The organism is Paenibacillus sp. 01T442 (genome assembly GCF_056398345.1).
On sequence record NZ_JBFTPF010000013.1, the window covers coordinates 88,494 to 109,915 of the forward strand.

Consider the following 21,422-nt stretch of genomic DNA (forward strand, 5'->3'; position numbering starts at 1 on the left):
TTGGTTAACTTACTGCTGCTCGAAATGCCTCGACATGCTCTGGTGGGCCACTATCCAGTAAACGATCTCCTAACCTTATTTCAGTATTCCCATGTGGTATCAGATACGATTGGCCGCGGTATATACGCAAAATCAACAAATTTTCTAAATTTGGTAACTGACGAAGGAAAGTGGAGCGATAGGGCAGGTGTTGAATAGATACCTCAAATATCGTTCCTTCTTCTTCAGATAGTAACTTTAGCGCACCTGGGCTATCGATCAGAGMTCTTAACACGGTTCGCGCCGCGTAGAGGGTGGAGAATACTTCAAATCCTTCACTCATGATTTCACGCTGTGTTTCAGGACTCTCGATTCGAACGAGAACTCTCTTATCAGAATCAGCTTTTATTTTTCTAGCGATGTGGATGTTGAAGGCATCATCCATCGTAGCAAGTACTAGGATATCAGCATCAAAAGCGCCACTCTGCTCTAACAGTGATTCCGTCATCTCTTTCAGAACCTGAACAAACTCGCTAATAGGTTGCTCATGCCCGCGTGAGCTTTCTTCGAACTCATTTGCCGTAAATACACGAATTAGGTACATATCATCCTTCATGAAATCTTGTGCAACAGGGAGTGTGATATGATTTAATCCAATAATGGCAATGGACTGCTTACTTTCTGTTACCACGGGAGCCAATTTATTAAATAGAGTTGGAAACAGTAGGCAGCTTAATATCGCAACCATGATGAGTGCGCCATGAAAGGATTCACCAATGATATGCAGATCTAAGGCTAATGTAGCCGCAGCTATAACAAGACTAAGCTTAGATGACAAGAGGATGCCAGAACTGATAACATCACGCCAACTAAACCATTTTCTCAAAATGAGCATGGGAATCATCTTCGCAAGGAACATCACAAGTAATAGTAGTGGAATCGCCATTAGTATCTTCGTATCTTTGAATAAATAAGTGAGATCCAGTTTGGCTCCGACCATTACGAAAAAGATGGGGATTAGGAAACCGTAGCCAAATGACTCGAGTTGATGGATAAATTCTTTTTTTGGACGCATCAGCGACACAATTATTCCGGCTAGGAAAGCACCTAAAATATTCTCGACGCCTAAGCTTTCGGAAAGAAAAACAATGGCCATTATCAAGGTGAAGATAGCTCTCGTCCCGAATTGAATGGAACTTTCCCCCAAGACTTGAAAAACTTTGCCGGAAGCAAACCTTTTAACAAACTTATAGATAAGAATGACTAATAAAAAAAACAACAGTAAAAATACCAGCTTGGTCATATTTCGAGAAAGAAAGCTTACATAAAATGCGAGGAGAATCATCGTGAAGAAATCAGCTAGTACAGTGATTAATAACAGGGTTTGTCCCAAGTTCGATTGCAGCATCTTACGTTCTTTCAAAACGGGAACAACAACCCCAAGCGAGATCGTACCAATAATGAGTGTTGTCAAAAATGCGCGATTAACAAGACCCAATGCCACCAGTCCCCAAGACATCACACCTGAAAGAACGAAGATACCTAAGAAAATGATGACCGCAACAGTCATTGGTTGATATTTTTTGAGCGTGGTATCTTTTTGTTTGGAGAAGGAAGAGAAGTCGATTTCAACGCCGCTTAGGAACATGAGATAGATAAAACCAAGTAAAGAGAGCAATTCCACCCAAGGGTCATTACCAACCAGATCGAATCCGCTTTTTCCAATAAGGATGCCTGCGAGTATTTCAGCGACGACGACAGGGATTACGCGTAATCGTAAATGATATAGAAGGATCGGAATGACAAATGAAATTGTAACCACAAGGATAAGACTTCCTAATGAACCACTGCCGTGTTCCATACTCAGCATCACCGCTTCCTAAACTTTTCGAAAATAAGCCGTAAATGATCTAATTAACATAATTTTAGCGAAAAATCGCCATTTATACAAACATATATAGAATAATCACGTGATAATGAGCATTATTGCGGTATTTCTCTTCTTTAACGATATAATTTGAATATTGCGTATAATTGAGCATTTGGAGGGATAAGCGAGTTTTTTCTTGCATATGTCATCTTATTTACGCTTAAGGAGGGACAGAGGGGCTGAGCGACTCTGAGGCAGGATAACCAAGGGTGTGATACATAAAGGATCATGTTACACTTGTGTAGGGCCCCAAATTAATGGAAAAAAGGAGTTTTTGAATGAATAAGTTGTTTTCGTACGCGCTATGTTTACTGCTCGTGTTGACAGTGGTGGGTTGTACATCCCAAAGTACAAGCAGCCAAACAAATGCAAACGATGAAAAGTCAACGACCCAGGAGAATACACTTGAGAAAGCCAAAAAACAAGGGTTCATTACAGTTGGATTTGCGAATGAAAATCCGTATGCTTATGCAACGCCAGACGGTAAGTTAACGGGAGAGGCCGTAGAAGTGGCACGTGTTATTTTGAAAAATATGGGGATCAATGAGATGAACGGCGTCTTAACCGAATTCGGGTCTTTAATTCCCGGATTGAAGGCGAAACGCTTCGATGTCATTACGGCAGGTATGTTTGTTAACCCAGCACGAAGCAAAGAAGTTGCATTTGCAAATCCAGAGTACAGTATTGGCGAAGCGATTGCAGTTAAACAAGGAAATCCTCACAATTTACATAGCTATAAAGATATTGCTGCTAATAAAGACGTAAAGGTAGCTGTTATGGTAGGCGCTATCGAGAATGAATACTTGGTGAAATCTGGCGTGGCCAAAGATCAAATCGTTACAGTACCAGATCAACCCTCGGCTATTTCTGCCTTACAAGCGGGACGTGTACAGACGGTAACGATGACAGGACCTTCCTTACAAGCATCACTAGCCTCAGCCAAAGATAGTAAGATAGAGCGGGTGATGGATTTTAAACAACCAGAAATTGATGGGAAAAGCATTAGAGGCTATGGCGCGGCGGCATTTCGTATGGAGGATACAGCATTTAGAGAAGCCTTCAACGCAGAATTGGATAAGCTGAAAAAGTCAGGACAATTACTAGAAATATTGAAGCCATTCGGATTTACGGATCAGGAATTACCCGGTGATATGACGGCCGAACAGCTGTCCAAAGGGTAATCGCATGTTTAGCTTACAGACCTTCTTTTCCTTTTTCCCCTTGTTGGCAAGAGGAGCACTTGTTACGCTTGAAATTACTTTGCTCGCAATTATACTTTCAGCAATTATATCGTTCGCTATTGGTTTGATGCGCTTATCTGGCTTTTGGCTCGTACGTAATTTAGCTACGGTATATGTTGAAGTTTTTCGAGGCACTTCGTTGTTAATTCAATTGTTTTGGTTGTACTTTGCACTTCCAATGCTTCTGGATATCCAGATTCCAGCCATGACAGCGGCAGTTATTGCGCTGGGGCTGAACTATGGGGCTTACGGTTCTGAAGTTGTGCGAAGCTCAGTTCTTTCAGTTCCCAAAGGGCAATATGAGGCAGCCATTGCGCTGAACATGAGTCGGTATGGAAGAATGCGTCGTATCCTTCTTCCACAAGCATTTGTTCGAATGCTCCCCTCCTTCGGCAATTTGCAAATTGAGTTGTTGAAGGGAACCTCATTGGTCTATTTAATTACGCTCACAGATCTTACCTATCAAGGTATGATACTGCGTACGTTCGACAGCTCCAAGACAACTGAAATATTCACCAGCATGCTGATCCTGTACTTTATCCTTTCCTATGCCTTAACGTTAATCATTCGTTACATGGAGCGTAGGACAATTAGGGGGCGGTATTAGCATGTGGGATTGGCACTATGCTTGGCATATTTTTCCTCAACTCTTGAAGGTATTACCKATCACGATCGGAGCGACACTTGTAGGTTTTTTCATTGCCATCGTACTTGGATTGCCGCTAGCACTGGCTCGCAGATCACAAAGTAAGGTACTTGCTGGAACTGCTCTAGCGTGGGTGGAGTTTATACGAAGTACGCCATTGCTCGTGCAATTGTTTGTCCTGTTTTATGCACTTCCCTTGTACGGTATTTCCTTCTCACCATTCACCACGGGTGTTATTGGGCTAGGTATTCATTATAGTACCTATATGTCTGAAGTGTTTCGCTCTGGCATTGAAGCTGTTCCAAGGGGACAGTGGGAAGCATCTAGGGCGCTAAACTTCAACGTTAAGCATACGTGGKGGAGTATTATATTACCCCAAGCGCTGCCGCCAATCATTCCTGTTATGGKGAATTATTTAATTACTATGTTCAAAGAGACACCCATTCTGTCTGCCATCACACTCGTAGAGCTTTTACAGACAGCGAAAGCGATTGGTTCTGGATCATTTCGTTATTTGGAAGCATTTACGCTAGTGGGGCTGTTGTTCTTGCTACTCAGCTATCCTTCATCACTGCTTGTTGGATGGCTAGAGAGATATTTTCAAAGAAATAAGTAGAGGGGTATTTACATGGATGCAATAGAGAAGTCAGTCAGCAACCCTATTGAACGTTTCAATACACCTGCTTCACAAGATGGGAATCCCATTGTCAAATATCGTGGTGTCAGTAAGTCATATGGAGATATTCAAGTTCTTAAAGACATTGATCTGGATATTTTCCCTAGTGAAAAGGTAGCTGTCATTGGACCGAGTGGTTCTGGGAAAACGACATTGGCTAGGATGCTCATGACGTTAGATCGACCAACCGCAGGCACCATCGAGGTGAATGGACAGATGCTCTGGCATCAAGAAGTGAAGGGCAAGTTAATCCCGGCAAATGATAAACACTTGCATCAAATTCGCAGTCACATTGGTATGGTGTTTCAGCATTTCAATCTATTTCCGCACATGACTGTGCTGGGTAATGTTATAGAAGCCCCAATTCATGTCCTTGGTTTGAAACGGGCTGATGCGGAACAACGTGCCATGGCGATGCTGGACAAAGTTGGCTTAGCCGATAAAGCGATGGAATATCCGTCTCGCTTGTCAGGCGGACAAAAACAACGAGTTGCGATTGCAAGAGCTGTGGTTATGCGACCGAAAATTATGCTGTTCGATGAAGCAACGTCTGCTCTTGATCCCGAGCTTGTAGGTGAAGTGCTTTCCGTCATCAAGGATCTTGCCGCGCAAAGGGATATGGCCATGATGCTGATCACACATGAGATGGATTTCGCCAAGGATATTGCGGACCGCATCCTCTTTACCGATGGCGGATCGATCGTTGAGCAGGGAACACCGGACCAGATTTTCGGAAATCCACATAGTCCTAGATTGCAATCCTTTCTAAGTCGCTTTCGACAAACCTGGTTTATGGGCGGTGTAGGGCAGGTATCGACATCCATCGAATAAGAAGGAGGATTCCTCTTGACTCTTTTAGATACGAATAACTGCGTAATTAGAAAAGCAACCGTGCAGGATGGCAGGTACATGTGGCAGCGAGTTAAGGATAGTCAGAAGCTTGATGTGAATTCAGCCTACTGCTACATCATGTTGAGTGAATATTTTACTGATACTTGTTTAGTAGCGGAAATCGACACGGAGATTGTTGGATTCGTGACCTCACTTATTCGACCATCCAATCCTGAAGTACTATTTGTATGGCAAATAGCTGTTTCATCGGAGCATCAAGGAAAGGGAATTGCGTATTCTCTTCTACGTGAGTTAATATCCGGAGCTTCATGTACCGAGGTACGGTATGTAGAAACAACCATCTCACCAAGCAACGCAGCATCAAACCGGTTATTCCGTAAATTGGCGGAAGAAATGGAAGCACCACTATTAGAAAGTGAAGGATTCTCTTCCTACTTGTTCCCAGGAGATGTACACGAGGATGAACGATTGATACAAATTGGACCTATTAATCAACAATTAGGAGGAACTCACTCATGAAAGTATTAGATCCGAGTAAACCATCCCTACATATTTTTGACATGCTGGAGTCTGAGGTTCGCAGCTATTGCCGTTCTTTTCCTACTATTTTTACAAAAGCGAAAGGGTATAAGCTATGGGATCGTACAGGTGAAGAATATATTGACTTCTTTGCGGGTGCTGGCGCATTGAATTACGGACATAACAATGCTGATTTAAAGGAAAAGCTGATTCAATATATTCAAGCTGATGGCGTTACGCATAGTCTAGACATGGCAACAGAAGCGAAGGAACAGTTCCTTGAACGATTTCAAAGAATTATTTTGGAGCCTAGGCAGCTTTCCTATAAAATTCAGTTTCCTGGTCCAACAGGTGCTAATTCTGTAGAAAGCGCATTAAAACTTGCCCGTAAGGTGACGGGAAGATCAACGGTTATTGGTTTTACGAATGCCTTCCATGGGATGACGCTCGGTGCTTTATCCGTAACAGGCAATAAATTCAAGCGAAGAGGTGCAGGTGTTCCCTTACATCATACGGTATCTATGCCATATGACGGGTATATGGGTGAGGGCGTCGACACAATTGAATACATGAAAAATTATATTCAAGATACGGGAAGCGGCGTCTCGCTGCCGGCTGCGATCATCGTGGAAACGATTCAAGGTGAAGGCGGAATCAACGAGGCGAGCATTTCATGGTTGCGCAGTCTTGATACGTTATGTAAAGAGCAAGGTATTCTACTCATCGTCGATGATGTACAGATGGGTTGTGGAAGAACGGGAACTTTCTTCAGCTTCGAAGAGGCAGGAATTAAACCGGATATTATCTGTCTGTCCAAGTCCATCGGTGGTTATGGTTTGCCAATGGCGTTGACACTGATTCGACCTGAACTGGATATTTGGGAACCTGGTGAACATAACGGTACTTTCCGAGGCAACAATTTGGCCTTCATTACAGCCTCGGAAGCGCTTCGGTATTGGGAGAATGAGCAATTCTCGACGAGTATTATGGAGAAAGGCAAGCTGCTGAATATCCGTCTGCAAGAAATGGTAGCCTCTTACCCACAATTAAAAGGGAAGGTCAGAGGAAGAGGACTTATGCAAGGTATTGTCTTCGAAATTAGTGGCGTAGCAGAGAGAATATCCGAACGTGCCTTCTCGAAGGGACTGATCATGGAAACCTCTGGAACCGACAGTGAGGTTGCCAAAATTATGCCGCCGTTAATCATTGATGAAGCAGGCTTAGTCCAAGGATTGGACATTTTACGAGAAAGTATGGAAGAAATTGCTGCAGAATTAAAGTTGACAAGTAAACAGGCATAGGAGGAGCAGGACATGATTGTAAGACAATTAGCCGAAAGAGTCGGCACTGAATTCCATGTAGATACAGAAACTTGGTATAGTACACGATTGCTTGTGAAAAGTGACCAGGTAGGCTTCTCTTTGCACGATACGACGATTAAAGCCGGTACTGAAACAGAGATATGGTACAAACATCATGTTGAAGCCGTGTACTGTATTCAAGGAGACGGTGAGATTGAAGTCCTCGAAAGCAAAGAGATTTATCCCATTTCCGCAGGAACCCTCTATGTCTTAAACGGTCATGAGAAACATCTGCTGCGCGGTAGAACGGATATGCGTATGATTTGTGTGTTTAATCCGCCTACAACAGGCCGAGAAGTTCATGATGCTGAAGGGACATACCCGTTAGACCCAATCTAATAAGGAGAGTGGCAATCCATGTTAACATCCAAGGGGCAAATTACGGTGAATCGATCGAGCATGCAAGACAGCTATCCATCAAGAATCTATCAGGAGCCAAAGCTACTGGAGCGGCAGGATCTGGTGGTTTATAACCCTACAATTAATCAGACAGAAATTAGTAAGGACCAGCTTACATTTTACGAGGAAAATGGTTATTTGTTTTTGGAATCCTTTTTTACCGAGGAACAGGTTCAATTCTGGAAGCAAGAGCTAGCAAGACTTTGGGAGCAAAGCAAAGAAGTGCAGAAGCCTGAAGTGATCAGAGAACCAGGGAATGATGAAATTAGATCTATATTCGCTGTGCATCGGGATGACGAAGTGTTCAAACAAATGGCTTCGGATCCACGTATACAAGATATCGTTAATCAAATTCTGGGTAGCCAAACCTATATCCATCAATCCAGAATTAATTTTAAACAAGGATTTACAGGTAAAGAGTTTTATTGGCATTCGGATTTTGAAACTTGGCATGTGGAAGATGGGATGCCGAGAATGCGAGCGCTTAGCTGTTCAATTGCGTTAGAAGATAATCATGCCAATAACGGTCCCCTTATGGTTATACCTGGCTCACATCGTACGTTTGTTTCCTGTGTCGGGGAAACGCCGGATGAGAATTATAAATCCTCGCTTCGCCGTCAAGAATATGGGGTTCCTGACCAAGAGAGTCTAAAACAGCTTGCCAAACAAGGCGGTATTGTTGCACCTACGGGTAAAGCTGGCTCCATCCTCCTATTCGATTGTAATTTAATGCACGGTTCAAATAGTAATATTACCCCAGATCCGCGCAGCAATGTTTTCATTGTATATAATAGTATGCTGAATAAACTCAATGCTCCTTACTCAGGTAAGGGACCTAGACCAGATTTTATCGCTGAACGCTTATCATGACATGATGTTTAAGGATCTTCCTAGTGAGGTCCTCATCGGTAATCAAAGAGGTGAAGCGGTGTGTTAGCAATATTAAGCAGCATTCTAGGCATTCAAATCGTGTATGTTTCTTGTTTCACACTCCGTATGATCCTGACTTTAAAAGGGGAGAAATATACAGCCGCTGCGATTAGCATGATAGAAGAGAACGATTGGTTTTGGAAGTATTGGCACGAAGAAAAAATGAAAAGTTTTTATACGCCTGCATTCGCAACGTGGATTCGAAAGCGTTTATTATTACGCTTGAACCAAAGAGCTTGCATGGTGGCTTCTGGTTGAAAATGATTCGGAAATAAGCAGGCATGGGTAAGCGCTGAGTCTTGCACGAGGCAAGAGCGGGGGAACCAAGTAAGCAGGTGTATGGCAGCATGCACAGTTGGGGTGAATCTCAGATGTATTGAGTAGGGCTATTCTCAGGTCCGAATCCGACAGCTAACTTCGTAAGCGTAATTGTGTAGAGGTAACGAGGAGGAGTGTGGCTTAAAGGCTAATTTTCGTTGCCTCTCAAAGGGGGAAAAGTAAAATGAAAAACAAGGAAGAATCCAATTCATCTGAGTATGTACTGGTCAATGCTCCGAACCGAGCGGGAAAAGATTTCATTCATCTATTACGTTCAAAAGGCATTCAATATTATGCACTCACGAACAATAAGTATGGAAAGAAAAAGCTGGAAGCTATGGGTGTGGATTCGATTATTATGGTTGACACCGAAGATGCCGCGACTTGGGTGCTCCCTGATATCCAAATAAGTAAAGTTTATTTATTTGAAATTAGTTTTAATCTATGCAGCAGGTATATTCAAATTTGTAAAGAGTGGGGCTCTGAGTCGATACACGTTGTAACAAAAGGGGATAAGTCAAGGAGTGCATATAGAGGCCTGGGTGCTAACCAATTTACGTACATAAACACGAACAATGAGGTATCATCTCTTTTGCCTTAAAGGTAGGTCGATACATTTCCTAAGTTGTTTATGGAAACTTGTAGAGTTTAAATAGAAGAGAGTAAAAAGTAAGAGCTCATCAAACCACAACTATGTGTTTAAAGCTGTGGTTTGATGGGCTATATTTTGTTTCGGATCAGATGAAATGGCATTTTAATGCATTATATTTCCTAATTAGGTAATGATTAATATAAAATAGTATATAGGGATGGTTATAAAAATGGTTTTGTATATTTCAATTGTTATTATTTTGGCTTTTGTTTTATGGGGAGCTCTTGCCCCTAATAAGCTGGCTGATTCCGCGACTTCACTCTTCGACTTTTCGATTAATAATTTTGGATGGTTTTTCTTAATTTCAACGTTTGGTATCTTACTCTTTGCTTTCTATCTTGCGTTTAGTAAGTACGGAAGGATTAAACTGGGAAAAGATGAAGATGAGCCTGAATATTCAACAGCATCTTGGTTCGCTATGTTGTTTAGTGCTGGAATGGGGATTGGGCTTGTTTTTTGGGGGGTGTCTGAGCCATTATCCCATTTTTTATCCCCTCCTGAAGGAGCTTCTGTAGCATCCATAGAAGCTGCACGACTAGCCATGCGTTATTCCTTTTTCCATTGGGGAGTTCATCCATGGGCAATCTACACCATCATTTCGCTAGCCTTAGCTTACTTTCAATTCCGGAAAGGTAAGAGGGGGCTAATTAGCGCCGTCTTTTCACCCATTCTTGGCAAGATATCAGAGGGATGGGTTGGAGGTGTGATAGATACACTTGCCATCATTGCTACTGTATTTGGTGTTGCCACCTCGCTTGGTTTAGGTGCACTTCAGATTAATGGCGGATTAAATCATATGTTCGGTATTTCAATAAGTCCATTTGTTCAAGTGGTCATTATTGCAGTGGTTACGGTTTTATTCTTGCTCTCGGCCACGACAGGCTTGGACAAAGGGATCCGAATATTGAGCAATACCAATTTAATTATAGCCGTCTTGCTAATGACTTTCGTATTTGTAGTTGGCCCTACCTCCTTCATTCTGGATTTATTTACTTCTACTTTAGGGGGATATTTGCAAAATATTGTGTACATGAGCCTACGAATGACTCCGTTTACACAGGGAACCTGGGTTGGTGTCTGGACGTTATTTTATTGGGCATGGTGGATAGCTTGGGGTCCTTTTGTCGGTACTTTTATTGCACGTGTTTCCAAAGGCAGAACAATCAAGGAGTTTGTATTAGGTGTTCTCTTGATCCCAAGTTTATTTAGCTTCGTTTGGTTTTCTGTATTCGGAGGAACAGGGTTGCACTTAGAGTTGTTTGATCATTATCCGATTGCGGCCGCGGCTGAAAAGGATGTTACATCTGCTTTATTTTTAACACTAGAGCAGCTGCCTATGGGGGGGATTATTGCTTTTATTGCCACCTTATTGATTATTACGTTTTTTGTTACATCTGCTGACTCAGCCACTTTTGTTTTGGGCATGCTCTCAACCAAAGGTAATCCAAACCCGTCGAATAAAGTGAAAATTGTGTGGGGAGTTCTTCAGTCATCTATTGCTATAGTTCTTCTAATTAGCGGTGGCTTAAGTGGTTTACAGACAGCATCCATTGTAGCAGCTCTTCCATTTGCGATCATCATTATCGGGATGTGTGTTTCCTTAATCGTTTCCCTAAGGCAGGAGGAAAGGACGATGAGAAGTAGAGAACAGAGTCGTATGAAGAAAATTGACGAGCTATTAATGGGAAGAGAGTCATAACGGAATATGTATGGTTGCATAAATGATACAACAGTCCATGCAATATTCCACCCTTGACCATATAGAACTTTTTGGAATAGAACACATTTATGATTCAAGTGAATAGCCTATAATAAAAAGTTCGTAGTTGTTAGGCGGCTAAATAGAAGGGAGTGGTTATTATGATTAATATAAATTTCATGAAGACAACCGCTACGATGCCATGGTGAAATCATTTGTTAACGGGTATATCAATATCAATCACGTTTCTAGAGATTCAAATGTTAATATTGGTGATGCCTCCTGTATCTTTATCGAAAGTAATACCATAATCCATGCGCATTCTACCCCTTTTTTACAAGGCGATTGGTCGGGCTTACTTACTAGTAAACAGAATTGTAAAATACGAATGCAAATAAAAAAGCTCTAAAGCACTATACCTCCAAAGATTGCCATCCTATTGGCCCCCTGGCCAGTTGTTGGCAATCTTTTTCAGAATCTGGGCAATCCCTGTCATTAATGCTATTCTTGATCTTGATTTCTCGCCTCTAAATCGACAATAGCTAAGGATTACAGAGAGGTAATCCAAGTTACTAATTTTCGGTTGCTTTACAGTAATGAACATTTAAAGTTTGTTGATCTCATTTAAGCTCCTGACAAGATCTAGCGTATCTTGATAGAATACGATGTTAAATGGAGGTGAATTTATTTGTTCAGGAAGGCAAATATGTAGAAAAATTGGTTTGACATACATATTAAAGGGTTCTATAGCCATTTCTCCCCTAATGGCTTCCAATGTTTCGGCTTGATGATGGAAAAATTCCCCTATTTCTTTCAATTGTTTAGAACAATTTTTTCTATCCATATTTGACATGAGTCCGGTAGTAGACCATTTGCCAACGGTTTTTACCGTACATTCTAGATACATAATAGCATCTCTCCAACTGTTTAATTGTTTCTGATAACCTGTTATTGTTCTGTATTTTTGTGCTGAGAGGGGATAATATTTCATATTTTTATTCATTTCCATTAAGGACTTGTCTGTATTTTGGCTCATCTCAAGGAAATGTTTAATCTCTTGTGTTAACCGTTCTCCTTCATCTTTATGACACCCCCGATGAACCCAGCCAGCAGTACGCCGAAATAATTCTGATAATTGATTAGTAAATGGAATGATCATCTTTTTAATTTCTTTTTTATAATTAGCCGGAAATACGTACAATTGTATGATAACTGCAAGCAAAATTCCAACACTTGTATCTCGAAGACGGTCAACGATATAGTTACCAGACTTAGGTTCAAATACAAGCACGAGCAAAATGGTTATTGCTAACTGTTCTGATACAATCTGATTTCTTCGTAATCCTTTGGCTATCCATAGACCTGCAAAAATAAGTAAACCCAATATCAAAGCGTTTGGCTTGGGAAAAAAAATGAGAACTATTGCAGTAAAAGCCACCCCTATGACTGTTCCAACCATACGATTCATAGCAAAGTGAAGGGATTGTGTTAGTGTGCTTTTCATACAGAGGATTACAGACAACGGAGCGAGATAAGGATGTGCAGATCCTAATAGTTTTCCTATTTCCCACGATAAAGAGCAAGTGACAGCTATTTTCAAAATTATTTTCCCAGTGTAGACACTTGTTTGATTTTTTTTATTGGTCATACGTTATCCTCCGAAATTCTTTACATCATGATGGCCATGCTTCAAATATTCATACCATCTTTATTCCCCAAATAGAGCCATTTTAATAACACAAGCTTAAATAGCTCTTCGTTTTATTAAGTTCCTTTATATGTGGTTTTTTACATAAGTAAAAACGACAACTAACTATTGAATAATATGTGTGTACATAATACTGAATTATCCAAATTAGTTATTTAAGTACGCTTTAGAAAAAACATATCGGATTTTTTGACGTGGATGTTAACTAGCTCCTGCAGGAATATTGGGCTTTATTCAATCGTTCTTATCTTGTAATAACCATTGCTATACCTCATATAATTAACAAACAAGTATATAACGGAGATGGTGTGGGCAATGGAACAAGAAAGAGTGTATATCGGGAAGAGCATACCCAAAAAAGAGTCACTGGATAAGGTAACAGGAAATGCCCGATATACTGGAGATCTCATACAAGTTGGAATGCTGTTCTGCAACTTGGTCATTAGTCCCTATGCGCATGCCAGAATCTTGAAGATCGATTTATCCAAAGCCTGGAATATCCATGGAGTTCGTGCGATTTTAACTGGAGCGTACTGTGATGTGCTAACAGGGGAAGATCTAAGAGATAAACCAATTATTGCAATTGATAAAGTGAGATATCATGGGGAAATAATAGCCGCCGTCGTAGCCGATAGCGAGGAAATTGCCACAAGAGCATCGAGTTTTATACAAGTCACTTATGATCAATTACCAGTTATTAATTCTCCATTAGCAGCAATTGAAAAAAATTCACCACTGATCCATGAGCACTTGGATAAGTATGAACATACCAATAATGCCAATCCTCAGTCCGGCACCAATATAGCAAACATAAGCAAAGTTAGGAAAGGAAATATAGAAATAGGTAGGCATGAAAGTGAGTTCGTTGTTAAACAAACGGTTGCGTTCGCTCCTTCGGATCATGCTGCCATGGAGACCCGATGTGCGTTGGCAGAAATTAAGAAAGACGGCACAGTTGTGATTGAAACGTCATCTCAAGCTCCATTTGCCGTGAAAAAATATATGGCGCTTTACTTTGGATTAGAGCCAAGTCGAATTATTGTTAATACTCCATTGGTAGGCGGAGTATTCGGTGGCAAGGCATCTATTCAATTGGAACTCATTGCTTATTTAGCATCTAAAGCGGTAGGAGGAAGAAAGGTAAAGATACAAAATCAGAGAGAAGCAGACTTGATAACTTCTCCAGTTCATATTGGGCTTGAGGCGGAAGTGAAGCTAGGTGCAACAAAAGAAGGTAAGCTTAAGTTTGCAGTGATAACTTATTATTTCGACGGAGGTGCATATTCAGATAAAGCGATTGATGTTGTAAATGCAGCGGTTATAGACTGCTCAGGACCTTACTCAATTGAACATGTACATTGTGACGGTTTATGTATATACACAAACCATCCATATGCTTCTGCTTATCGAGGGTATGGCCACTCTGAACTGACATTTGCTATGGAACGGGCGATGGATTGTCTTTCGGAAAAGCTACAAATGGATCCCCTCGAACTTCGTTTAAAGAATGCCATTTCTCCAGGGGATACAAGCCCGACCCAACAACAGCTAACCAACAGTAATTTGGGAGATTTACCAGGTTGTATCCATAAGCTAAGAGAAATTATTTCTTGGGATACTTGGAGAATAAAGAAAATTGACCCATATACCATAAGATCTAAGGGAATCAGCTGTTTTTGGAAAAACTCATCCATTGATGTTAATGCCGGCTCAGGAGCAGTCATAATGTTTAACCCTGACGGCAGTATCAATTTGATTTGCGGAGTTGTCGAGATCGGAACAGGTACCAAAACAGTGCTAACTCAGATTTTGGCGGAACAAATGAAAATGGATGTAAATCAAATCCATGTCAAAATGGAGGTTGATACATCATCAACTCCGGAACACTGGAAAACGGTTGCAAGCCGTGGGACATTAATGGCAGGCTGGGCAGTCATTGATGCAGCTGCGGACGCAATTTATCAATTAAAGGTAATTGCAGAACAAGTTTTGAGAGTAAGGGCTCAAGATTTAGAAGTGAGCGGAGGAAGAGTGTTTTATGTACCCAATCCGTTGATTCAAATCGAGATAAAGGACATTTGTTATGGCTATACGTATCCTAACGGTAATACGATTGGAGGACAAATTATCGGGAGAGGTACCTATACGCAGAATCTTATGACATATATAGATTCGGAAACTGGAGAGGGCCGTCCAGGTCCGGAATGGAGCGTAGGCGCACAGTCCGTTGAAGTAGAATTCAACTCAAGGGATTGTACCTATAAAATTGTGAAGGCAGTTTCAGTACTTGATGCTGGGAAAGTGCTGAATCAAAAAGGAGCCGAAKGTCAAATTATGKGTGCAATGAATATGGGCCTTGGTTTTGCAAATCGAGAAACATTTATTTTTGACCAAAACGCATTAGTTTTAAACCCTACTCTAAGGGATTACAATCTTATGAGGTATGGGGAGAATCCAGAATATGAGGTTGTATTTGTAGAAACGCCTTGTCTTGAAGCCCCCTATGGTGCGCGTGGATTAGGAGAACAGGGCTTGATTGGCATGCCTGCTGCACTCGCAGACGCGCTATCCAGAGCAGCAGGAACAGCGCTTACTCGATTGCCACTTTTTCCAGAATATATATGGAAGACTAGGGGGAAGACCCAGTATGATTCCATATGATTTTGAATATTATAGGCCATCAACTATTCGAGAGGCTGTCCACCTACATCATCAATTAACTCAGCAGGGGAAACAGCCCCTTTATTACTCCGGTGGAACAGAGATCATTTCACTTGGAAGAATAAATATCCAATATACCGGAGCTGTAATTGACATCAAAAGAATTTCAGATTGCCTAGCATTAACGTATGCAGATGAGAAATTGATGCTTGGCTCTGCTCTTACTTTAAATGAGTTATATGATTCAAAGACCTTTCCACTCCTTGGGGAATCGGCCGTGGGAATTGCAGATAGGACTACACGCAATAAGATTACTTTGGGTGGAAATATCTGTRGCAGGTTTATCTATAAAGAAGCGGTTTTACCTCTTTTGCTAACGGACTGTAAGCTACAAATCGCACTGTTAAACGAAATCAGGGAGGTTTCTATTCATCAATTGTTCCATCAAACTCTCCACCTTAAACCAAGTGAACTGTTAGTTACAGCGATTATCGACAAAAAGTTTATTGATATGCCCTACGTAGTTATGAAAAAAAGAAAACAGGCAGCAATTGACTACCCACTTGTTACTTTAGCAGCACTGAATACRGGTAAAGAAATTCGAGTTGCTTTCAGCGGCGTATGCTCGTTTCCCTTTCGATCTAAGTCGATTGAGGAAGTCATAAATAACAGGCATCTGTCAGTTCAAAGCAGAATTGATGAAGCGGTTAAAAGATTGCCTGCTCCAATTCTAAATGATATAAAAGCATCATCCGAATACCGCGAATGGGTTCTGAAAGGTGCACTTACTGATGTTATACATCAATTGGGAGGGGAATACCTTGCCAACTAGTAATAATAACAATTTAATTGTAGAACTTCATATTAACGGTGAAAAGATGCGTGTTCATTGTAGAACAGCGAATACGTTACTTTATGTATTAAGAGAGAACCTTGGAATGACCGGAGCAAAACCTGGCTGTGAGAATGGGGATTGTGGGGCTTGTACAATACTATATAATGGACTGCCTATCAAATCATGTCTAATGTTAGCCATGGAAGCGGAAGGTGCTGAAATCACCACGATTGAAGGCTTACATAACACCCTTATACAAGAAGCTTTCGTTGAGGAATGGGCATTTCAATGTGGTTACTGCACTCCCGGATTTATTATGAACTGTCATGCTCTAACAGAAACCCATCCTGATGCAGATGATAAGATAATTATAGATTGGTTACAATCAAATATATGCCGATGTACGGGGTACAAAGAAATAGAACAAGCGGTGAAATCCGTTCTTATTCGTAAAGCTGGAAAGGCATAACATAAAATGGATTCATTCCATTCAAGTTTTAATAGTGGTAGTTTTATAAGTGGGCACCAACAATAAGCAGTCCAAAACTGGATCAAACAGTCTTGGACTGCTTATTCTGTAACTCAACCATCGCAACGTCAGTAAATCCAATTAACAAAAGCTTGCTGAAATCTTATCCTGCTGCTTAGAGGATTCGCGTTATATCACACGAATAGTTTCTTATCGATCGTAAAATTGGGGAGAGGGGCTACTCGTGAAAAGAAAAATAGGAATCCGTTTTAGGTTGATGGTTTTGATGATTTGTTTAACTACACTACCTGTTGTAACTGTAACATGGCTTGCTAGCAACAATACACGTCATTCGGTGGAACAGGAAATGATTAGTGCCAATAACTCACGTATGGAATGGGCTAATCAATATCTGAATGAGCTTATTGAGCAGATGAACATTTTATTTTATACGGTTCAAATCAATTCGGAATTAATGGGGAATCTTCAACAAGTAGCTAATCCAAATTTAAATGTACAATATCTAACGCAAAAATATGTTGGTGATACCCTAACCTCATTATTACATTCGAATTCCCGTAAAATTGATGATTTTACGCTTTATATTCATGAAAACAAACAGGCATTATCCGTAAGTTATGTTGGCCGTTTAATTTCTTTTATGGATATCCAGACTGGACCTTGGAGCCGAATGCTAGATACCCCGACTAATATTTATTTTAAGCAGGAACTAAATGGAGTTTATGCGTTTCACAGTATGAATCGGTTTGAAGACCGTAAGCTGCTGGGTGGTCTCTCCGTTAAGATCAACCGTAAGGTTTGGGATGAGGTCGGTAGTATTCTTGGATCTGAAGCAGACAGCTCCATTTTATTGAGCAACGATGAAGGGGAATTATTATCTGGGTCTAAGAATGAACAGGCGTTGGGAGATATTTCCATGCTATTAAAAAGTCTTGCTGTACCTGATAGTGGTCTTGGCATTCAGAAAACCAATAAGTATTATTTTTTTATGCAGAAAGTTAGCAATGGTAAATTAACCCTGATAAAAGCCATACCGCTCGAAACGATAAATCGCAGCGCACAAGCTACGATTAATGCCGGTATTGTCACTGGGAGCTTATTTGTTGCTGCCTCGATCATTCTCTCTATTCTTTTTTCGCTTCGTATTAGTAAGCCGATTATAAGTCTAGCTCGAACCATGAGAAGAGCAGAAATTCAAAGCTTTGAATTAAAATCAGTCAAAAACAGTGATGAACTTGGCCTGCTCGAGCATGGATACAACTCCATGATGCAACGCATTAAAGAATTAATTGAAGTAGAATATCAAGGGAAAATAGACATTAAGACTGCGCAACTGAGGACACTGCAAGCTCAGATCAATCCRCATTTTCTCAACAATACCCTACATCTAATTGGAGGAATGGCTTTAGAGAAGGATGCACCTGAGATTTATCGAGTTACACGGGTGATTGGAGATTTATTAAGATATTCAATCAGTACGGGGAGCGATTTGGTTACGTTTAGAGATGAGCTCAAACATATGCAGAACTATATATTTATTCAGGAGCAGCGGTTTACTGGGCGATGTCAAGTGTTGGTTGAGAAAGATGATTTGCCTGCTGAGAGCCAGCTTCCCAAATTCACCCTCCAGCCTATTGTAGAAAATGCATTTGAACATGGACTGCATAAAAAAGAAGGCAACTGGCTCGTTGAGGTAAGAATCAAACGAATCCGTAATCAACTTCTAATTGCTGTTCAAGATGATGGCGTAGGTCTAGACGAAGAGAAGCTTGGACATATCCGAATAGGTTTACGTTCTTGCATTGAAAATAATAATTCGAAATTATCTGAAGATGAGCAAAGTGGAAAAAGAAAAGGCATTGGGTTGAAAAATGTCGACTCCCGGTTGAAGCTGCATTTTGGCGAAAGATATGGTATACGTATTTTCAGCAAGTTAGGGAAGGGAACGATCGTTTTATTCGTATTGCCGGTATTGGAAGAGGAGGAGTTTGAAGATGTATAAAGTGATAATTATAGACGATGAGCCTTGGTCAAGAAAAGTAATCAAGCAGCTTGGAGAATGGGACAAGCTCCAATTAACGATAATAGGTGAGGCCGAGGACGGAACACAAGGATTGCGAATGGTCGCAGAGCTAACACCTGATATCGTGGTAACAGATATGAGAATGCCGGGTATTGATGGTGTCGAGCTTTTAAAGGCGCTGAATGATAAACATCCTTTGCTTAAGATCATTGTGATGAGTGGATATGATGATTTTGTTTATTTAAAGCAAGCTATTCGATCCCAAGCGAAGGAATACTTATTAAAACCGGTGGATCCAGTGGAGCTGAATGCTGCCCTAGCGCAATGTGTTCGTGAACTGCAGCAAGCCAAGCAAACATCAGAAGTATCTTGGAAAACACCTCTTGTATTTGCCGATAAGGGTTCACTCGATAAGTATTTGGAATATCGTCAATTGATCTACGGTTATATGTTGGATTTAAACGCATCAGGTGTCATTCAAACGTTGAAGTCGTTAGGAGAATTTATGGAGTCGATGCAGGTTGAACAATTCGATGGCAGTATTCTGAATAAAATCGGTCATGACTTTACACTAATGCTCGAAGAGTTTGTTTCCACAAGTGAGCTGGAATGGAACCATATCATATCTGAATTGGAACAACAGCCGTCCGATCAAATGGGCTGGAATTCTGAGATAGAGACCATTGGACAGATTGAACGGATGTATAATCAGGCTATTGCTTTACTACTGGAGGCACGGAAAAATAGAAATAAGTTGGATTTGAGAGAAGTGACCGCGTACATCAATAGGCATTATAACGAATCGATTACTTTGGAGTCACTCGCCGCTTATTTTTATATAAGTAAAGAGCACTTAAGTCGGGCATTCAAAACATTCACTGGAGAAACGATGACCGATTATATTCATCTCAAACGCATGGAAAAAGCCAAAGAACTCATTGTGGATCATAAGTTATCTATTAAACACGTTGCTGAAATGACAGGGTATCCAGACCTTGCCTATTTCTACAGGGTGTTTAAAAAACATTATGGAATTGCCCCCGGAGAATTGCGAAAATAATTGGATTGTACGTCCAAATGATATATCAATATTGTGCAATAGAAGATGTTAATATCCTGAAATGATTATAGAAAACGCTTCCACTATACTGAAGGAGCAGTTAAATCAGAGGGGGAACGATCCATGAGGAAAACGCTTCATTTGGGTATTATTCTAGGCTTGATGTTAACTACAGGATGCGGCACTAGCACAAGTAAGACGAATACAGACACGAGTCCTGCAGCACCTGCAAGCGCACCAGTCAGTACAAAGGCGACGGCAACTCCGAAAAAAGTAGAACTAAATGTATTTATGAGCTATCCCCAGTATAAAGAACAATTTGAAAAATACTTCGAGCAATTTAAAGCGAAAGAATTGGCTGAGAAAAATGTAGATGTCACGATTAAAACGGAAATGCCTAATTCGGATCAATCCAAGCAGATCTTACAAACTCGTCTAGCATCGAATGACGCACCAGATTTGTTTACCATTCATGCAAATGATATACCGGCTTATTACAAGGCAGGTTACCTAAGTGATTTATCTAGTCAAGCAGCCATTAAAAGCTTGTATGAACCTGTGAAGAAGACCGTTACGATCGATGGTAAAATCGTCGTGCTGCCTTTTGAAAGCACAACATGGGGATACTTGTACAATAAAAAAATATTCAAGGATTTGGGTATTACACCTCCAAACACATTGGATGAAATGAAAGCTGTTATCGCAAAAATAACTGCAGCGAATATTGCACCATTTGAACTGGCTTTTCAAGAATCATGGGTCCCACAACTTATGACTGCGCAATCGCTTGGTGGTATTGTTTCCTCGAAGCATCCTGATTGGATTGAAAAGATGAGTGCGGGTCAGGCTTCATATAGTGATGTAGCAGCCATTTTTGATATTATCGATCTCATTAACGCAAACGGCACGAAAAAACCTTTCGAGGTTGGTAATGAAGCTGGTGCCGCTGAATTCGCCAATGGAAAATCCGCTATGTGGGTGCAAGGTCCTTGGAATGCGGATGCCATTCTGAAAGTTAATCCAAGCTTTGAAATGGGTGTTGCAGCACTACCTGTAAGCAATGATTCCAAAGATACCATGATTAATCTTTCAACCTCTACTTCCTTAGCTGTATCTCCAACAACTAAAAACAAAGAAGTAGCACTTGATTTACTAAACTATATGCTGGATGAGAAAGATTCTTCCGCGCTATTTAAACAATTGAAATTCAATCCCATCTCAACCGTTCATAAATTCGAAGTGAATCCGTGGGTTAAGGAATCCTCCGCCTATGTAGAAAAAGGGAAAGCGTATCAGGATTTGAAGCTGCCAAATGGAGTTACAGACGAGCAAGCTAAATTATTGCAAAGTTATTATGCTAAAAACATAACCAAAGAGCAATTTATTAAAACAATGGATAAAACATGGGCAGCAGCAGTTAAAGCTGCTAAGTAAAGCTGAGTA

General features: G+C 40.8%; 18 protein-coding genes, 1 pseudogene and 1 riboswitch. Of the genes and pseudogenes, 17 read left to right on the forward strand and 2 right to left on the reverse strand.

The window, feature by feature from the left end:
• Window positions 1-4 precede the first annotated feature (4 nt).
• On the reverse strand, window positions 5-1,849 hold the full coding sequence (locus tag AC1DLM_RS13430) for a cation:proton antiporter domain-containing protein (protein ID WP_477570230.1): 1,845 nt from the start codon (window positions 1,847-1,849) through the stop codon (window positions 5-7).
• Between the two features lie 338 nt (window positions 1,850-2,187).
• On the opposite strand from AC1DLM_RS13430, the gene ehuB reads away from it, so the two are divergent.
• The 11 genes and pseudogenes from ehuB (at window position 2,188) to AC1DLM_RS13485 (ending at window position 11,202) form a co-directional block, all read left to right on the forward strand.
• Window positions 2,188-3,090, forward strand: a complete 903-nt coding sequence (gene ehuB / locus AC1DLM_RS13435) for an ectoine/hydroxyectoine ABC transporter substrate-binding protein EhuB (RefSeq protein ID WP_477570231.1) — start codon at window positions 2,188-2,190, stop codon at window positions 3,088-3,090.
• Between the two features lie 4 nt (window positions 3,091-3,094).
• Window positions 3,095-3,757: an ectoine/hydroxyectoine ABC transporter permease subunit EhuC gene (ehuC, locus tag AC1DLM_RS13440; RefSeq protein ID WP_477570232.1), complete on the forward strand. Its 663-nt coding sequence runs from the start codon at window positions 3,095-3,097 to the stop codon at window positions 3,755-3,757.
• Window position 3,758: 1 nt separating this feature from the next.
• On the forward strand, window positions 3,759-4,412 hold the full coding sequence (gene ehuD / locus AC1DLM_RS13445) for an ectoine/hydroxyectoine ABC transporter permease subunit EhuD (protein ID WP_477570233.1): 654 nt from the start codon (window positions 3,759-3,761) through the stop codon (window positions 4,410-4,412).
• Between the two features lie 12 nt (window positions 4,413-4,424).
• On the forward strand, window positions 4,425-5,303 hold the full coding sequence (gene ehuA, locus AC1DLM_RS13450) for an ectoine/hydroxyectoine ABC transporter ATP-binding protein EhuA (protein ID WP_477570234.1): 879 nt from the start codon (window positions 4,425-4,427) through the stop codon (window positions 5,301-5,303).
• Window positions 5,304-5,318: 15 nt separating this feature from the next.
• Window positions 5,319-5,843: a diaminobutyrate acetyltransferase gene (gene ectA / locus AC1DLM_RS13455; protein WP_477570235.1), complete on the forward strand. Its 525-nt coding sequence runs from the start codon at window positions 5,319-5,321 to the stop codon at window positions 5,841-5,843.
• Window positions 5,840-7,144 carry a diaminobutyrate--2-oxoglutarate transaminase gene (gene ectB / locus AC1DLM_RS13460; protein WP_477570236.1) on the forward strand — a complete coding sequence of 435 codons (1,305 nt, stop codon included), beginning with the start codon at window positions 5,840-5,842 and terminating at the stop codon, window positions 7,142-7,144. Before ectA ends, ectB begins: the two co-directional genes overlap by 4 nt.
• Before the next feature lie 12 nt (window positions 7,145-7,156).
• Window positions 7,157-7,543 (forward strand): ectoine synthase, encoded by a 387-nt coding sequence (locus tag AC1DLM_RS13465; RefSeq protein WP_477570237.1) that lies wholly within the window; start codon window positions 7,157-7,159, stop codon window positions 7,541-7,543.
• 18 nt (window positions 7,544-7,561) lie between these two features.
• Window positions 7,562-8,473 (forward strand): ectoine hydroxylase, encoded by a 912-nt coding sequence (thpD, locus tag AC1DLM_RS13470; RefSeq protein WP_477570238.1) that lies wholly within the window; start codon window positions 7,562-7,564, stop codon window positions 8,471-8,473.
• A 60-nt stretch (window positions 8,474-8,533) separates the two neighbouring features.
• Window positions 8,534-8,808, forward strand: a pseudogene (locus AC1DLM_RS13475) (DUF2179 domain-containing protein).
• Between the two features lie 5 nt (window positions 8,809-8,813).
• A riboswitch (cyclic di-AMP (ydaO/yuaA leader) is annotated at window positions 8,814-8,974 on the forward strand.
• Between the two features lie 61 nt (window positions 8,975-9,035).
• Window positions 9,036-9,452: a hypothetical protein gene (locus AC1DLM_RS13480; protein WP_441990695.1), complete on the forward strand. Its 417-nt coding sequence runs from the start codon at window positions 9,036-9,038 to the stop codon at window positions 9,450-9,452.
• 220 nt (window positions 9,453-9,672) lie between these two features.
• A complete protein-coding gene (locus tag AC1DLM_RS13485) occupies window positions 9,673-11,202 on the forward strand; it encodes a glycine betaine uptake BCCT transporter (protein WP_477570268.1) in 1,530 nt (509 codons plus the stop codon).
• Between the two features lie 604 nt (window positions 11,203-11,806).
• On the opposite strand, the gene AC1DLM_RS13490 is transcribed toward AC1DLM_RS13485, so the two are convergent.
• Window positions 11,807-12,850: an FUSC family protein gene (locus AC1DLM_RS13490; protein ID WP_477570239.1), complete on the reverse strand. Its 1,044-nt coding sequence runs from the start codon at window positions 12,848-12,850 to the stop codon at window positions 11,807-11,809.
• 375 nt (window positions 12,851-13,225) lie between these two features.
• On the opposite strand from AC1DLM_RS13490, the gene AC1DLM_RS13495 reads away from it, so the two are divergent.
• The 6 genes from AC1DLM_RS13495 (at window position 13,226) to AC1DLM_RS13520 (ending at window position 21,413) form a co-directional block, all read left to right on the forward strand.
• The gene (locus AC1DLM_RS13495) at window positions 13,226-15,571 is read left to right on the forward strand and encodes a xanthine dehydrogenase family protein molybdopterin-binding subunit (RefSeq protein ID WP_477570240.1); all 2,346 of its coding nucleotides are present in this window, start codon (window positions 13,226-13,228) and stop codon (window positions 15,569-15,571) included.
• Window positions 15,558-16,403, forward strand: a complete 846-nt coding sequence (locus tag AC1DLM_RS13500) for an FAD binding domain-containing protein (protein ID WP_477570241.1) — start codon at window positions 15,558-15,560, stop codon at window positions 16,401-16,403. Before AC1DLM_RS13495 ends, AC1DLM_RS13500 begins: the two co-directional genes overlap by 14 nt.
• Window positions 16,393-16,875 carry a (2Fe-2S)-binding protein gene (locus tag AC1DLM_RS13505; RefSeq protein WP_477570242.1) on the forward strand — a complete coding sequence of 161 codons (483 nt, stop codon included), beginning with the start codon at window positions 16,393-16,395 and terminating at the stop codon, window positions 16,873-16,875. Before AC1DLM_RS13500 ends, AC1DLM_RS13505 begins: the two co-directional genes overlap by 11 nt.
• A 244-nt stretch (window positions 16,876-17,119) precedes the next feature.
• Entirely contained in the window at window positions 17,120-18,898 is a 1,779-nt protein-coding gene (locus AC1DLM_RS13510; protein WP_477570243.1) for a sensor histidine kinase, read from the forward strand.
• Window positions 18,891-19,979 carry a response regulator transcription factor gene (locus AC1DLM_RS13515; RefSeq protein ID WP_441990702.1) on the forward strand — a complete coding sequence of 363 codons (1,089 nt, stop codon included), beginning with the start codon at window positions 18,891-18,893 and terminating at the stop codon, window positions 19,977-19,979. The genes AC1DLM_RS13510 and AC1DLM_RS13515 overlap by 8 nt, the downstream gene beginning before the upstream one ends.
• 123 nt (window positions 19,980-20,102) lie before the next feature.
• Window positions 20,103-21,413: an ABC transporter substrate-binding protein gene (locus AC1DLM_RS13520; protein WP_477570244.1), complete on the forward strand. Its 1,311-nt coding sequence runs from the start codon at window positions 20,103-20,105 to the stop codon at window positions 21,411-21,413.
• Window positions 21,414-21,422 lie beyond the last annotated feature (9 nt).

Excerpts from the sequence above, each read along its gene's own strand:
- ehuB (WP_477570231.1), top strand. The coding sequence starts at position 2,188 with ATGAATAAGTTGTTTTCGTACGCGCTATGTTTACTGCTCGTGTTGACA.
- ehuC (WP_477570232.1), top strand. The coding sequence starts at position 3,095 with ATGTTTAGCTTACAGACCTTCTTTTCCTTTTTCCCCTTGTTGGCAAGA.
- ehuA (WP_477570234.1), top strand. The coding sequence starts at position 4,425 with ATGGATGCAATAGAGAAGTCAGTCAGCAACCCTATTGAACGTTTCAAT.
- ectB (WP_477570236.1), top strand. The coding sequence starts at position 5,840 with ATGAAAGTATTAGATCCGAGTAAACCATCCCTACATATTTTTGACATG.
- AC1DLM_RS13465 (WP_477570237.1), top strand. The coding sequence starts at position 7,157 with ATGATTGTAAGACAATTAGCCGAAAGAGTCGGCACTGAATTCCATGTA.
- thpD (WP_477570238.1), top strand. The coding sequence starts at position 7,562 with ATGTTAACATCCAAGGGGCAAATTACGGTGAATCGATCGAGCATGCAA.
- AC1DLM_RS13480 (WP_441990695.1), top strand. The coding sequence starts at position 9,036 with ATGAAAAACAAGGAAGAATCCAATTCATCTGAGTATGTACTGGTCAAT.
- AC1DLM_RS13485 (WP_477570268.1), top strand. The coding sequence starts at position 9,673 with ATGGTTTTGTATATTTCAATTGTTATTATTTTGGCTTTTGTTTTATGG.
- AC1DLM_RS13490 (WP_477570239.1), bottom strand. The coding sequence starts at position 12,850 with ATGACCAATAAAAAAAATCAAACAAGTGTCTACACTGGGAAAATAATT.
- AC1DLM_RS13515 (WP_441990702.1), top strand. The coding sequence starts at position 18,891 with ATGTATAAAGTGATAATTATAGACGATGAGCCTTGGTCAAGAAAAGTA.
- AC1DLM_RS13520 (WP_477570244.1), top strand. The coding sequence starts at position 20,103 with ATGAGGAAAACGCTTCATTTGGGTATTATTCTAGGCTTGATGTTAACT.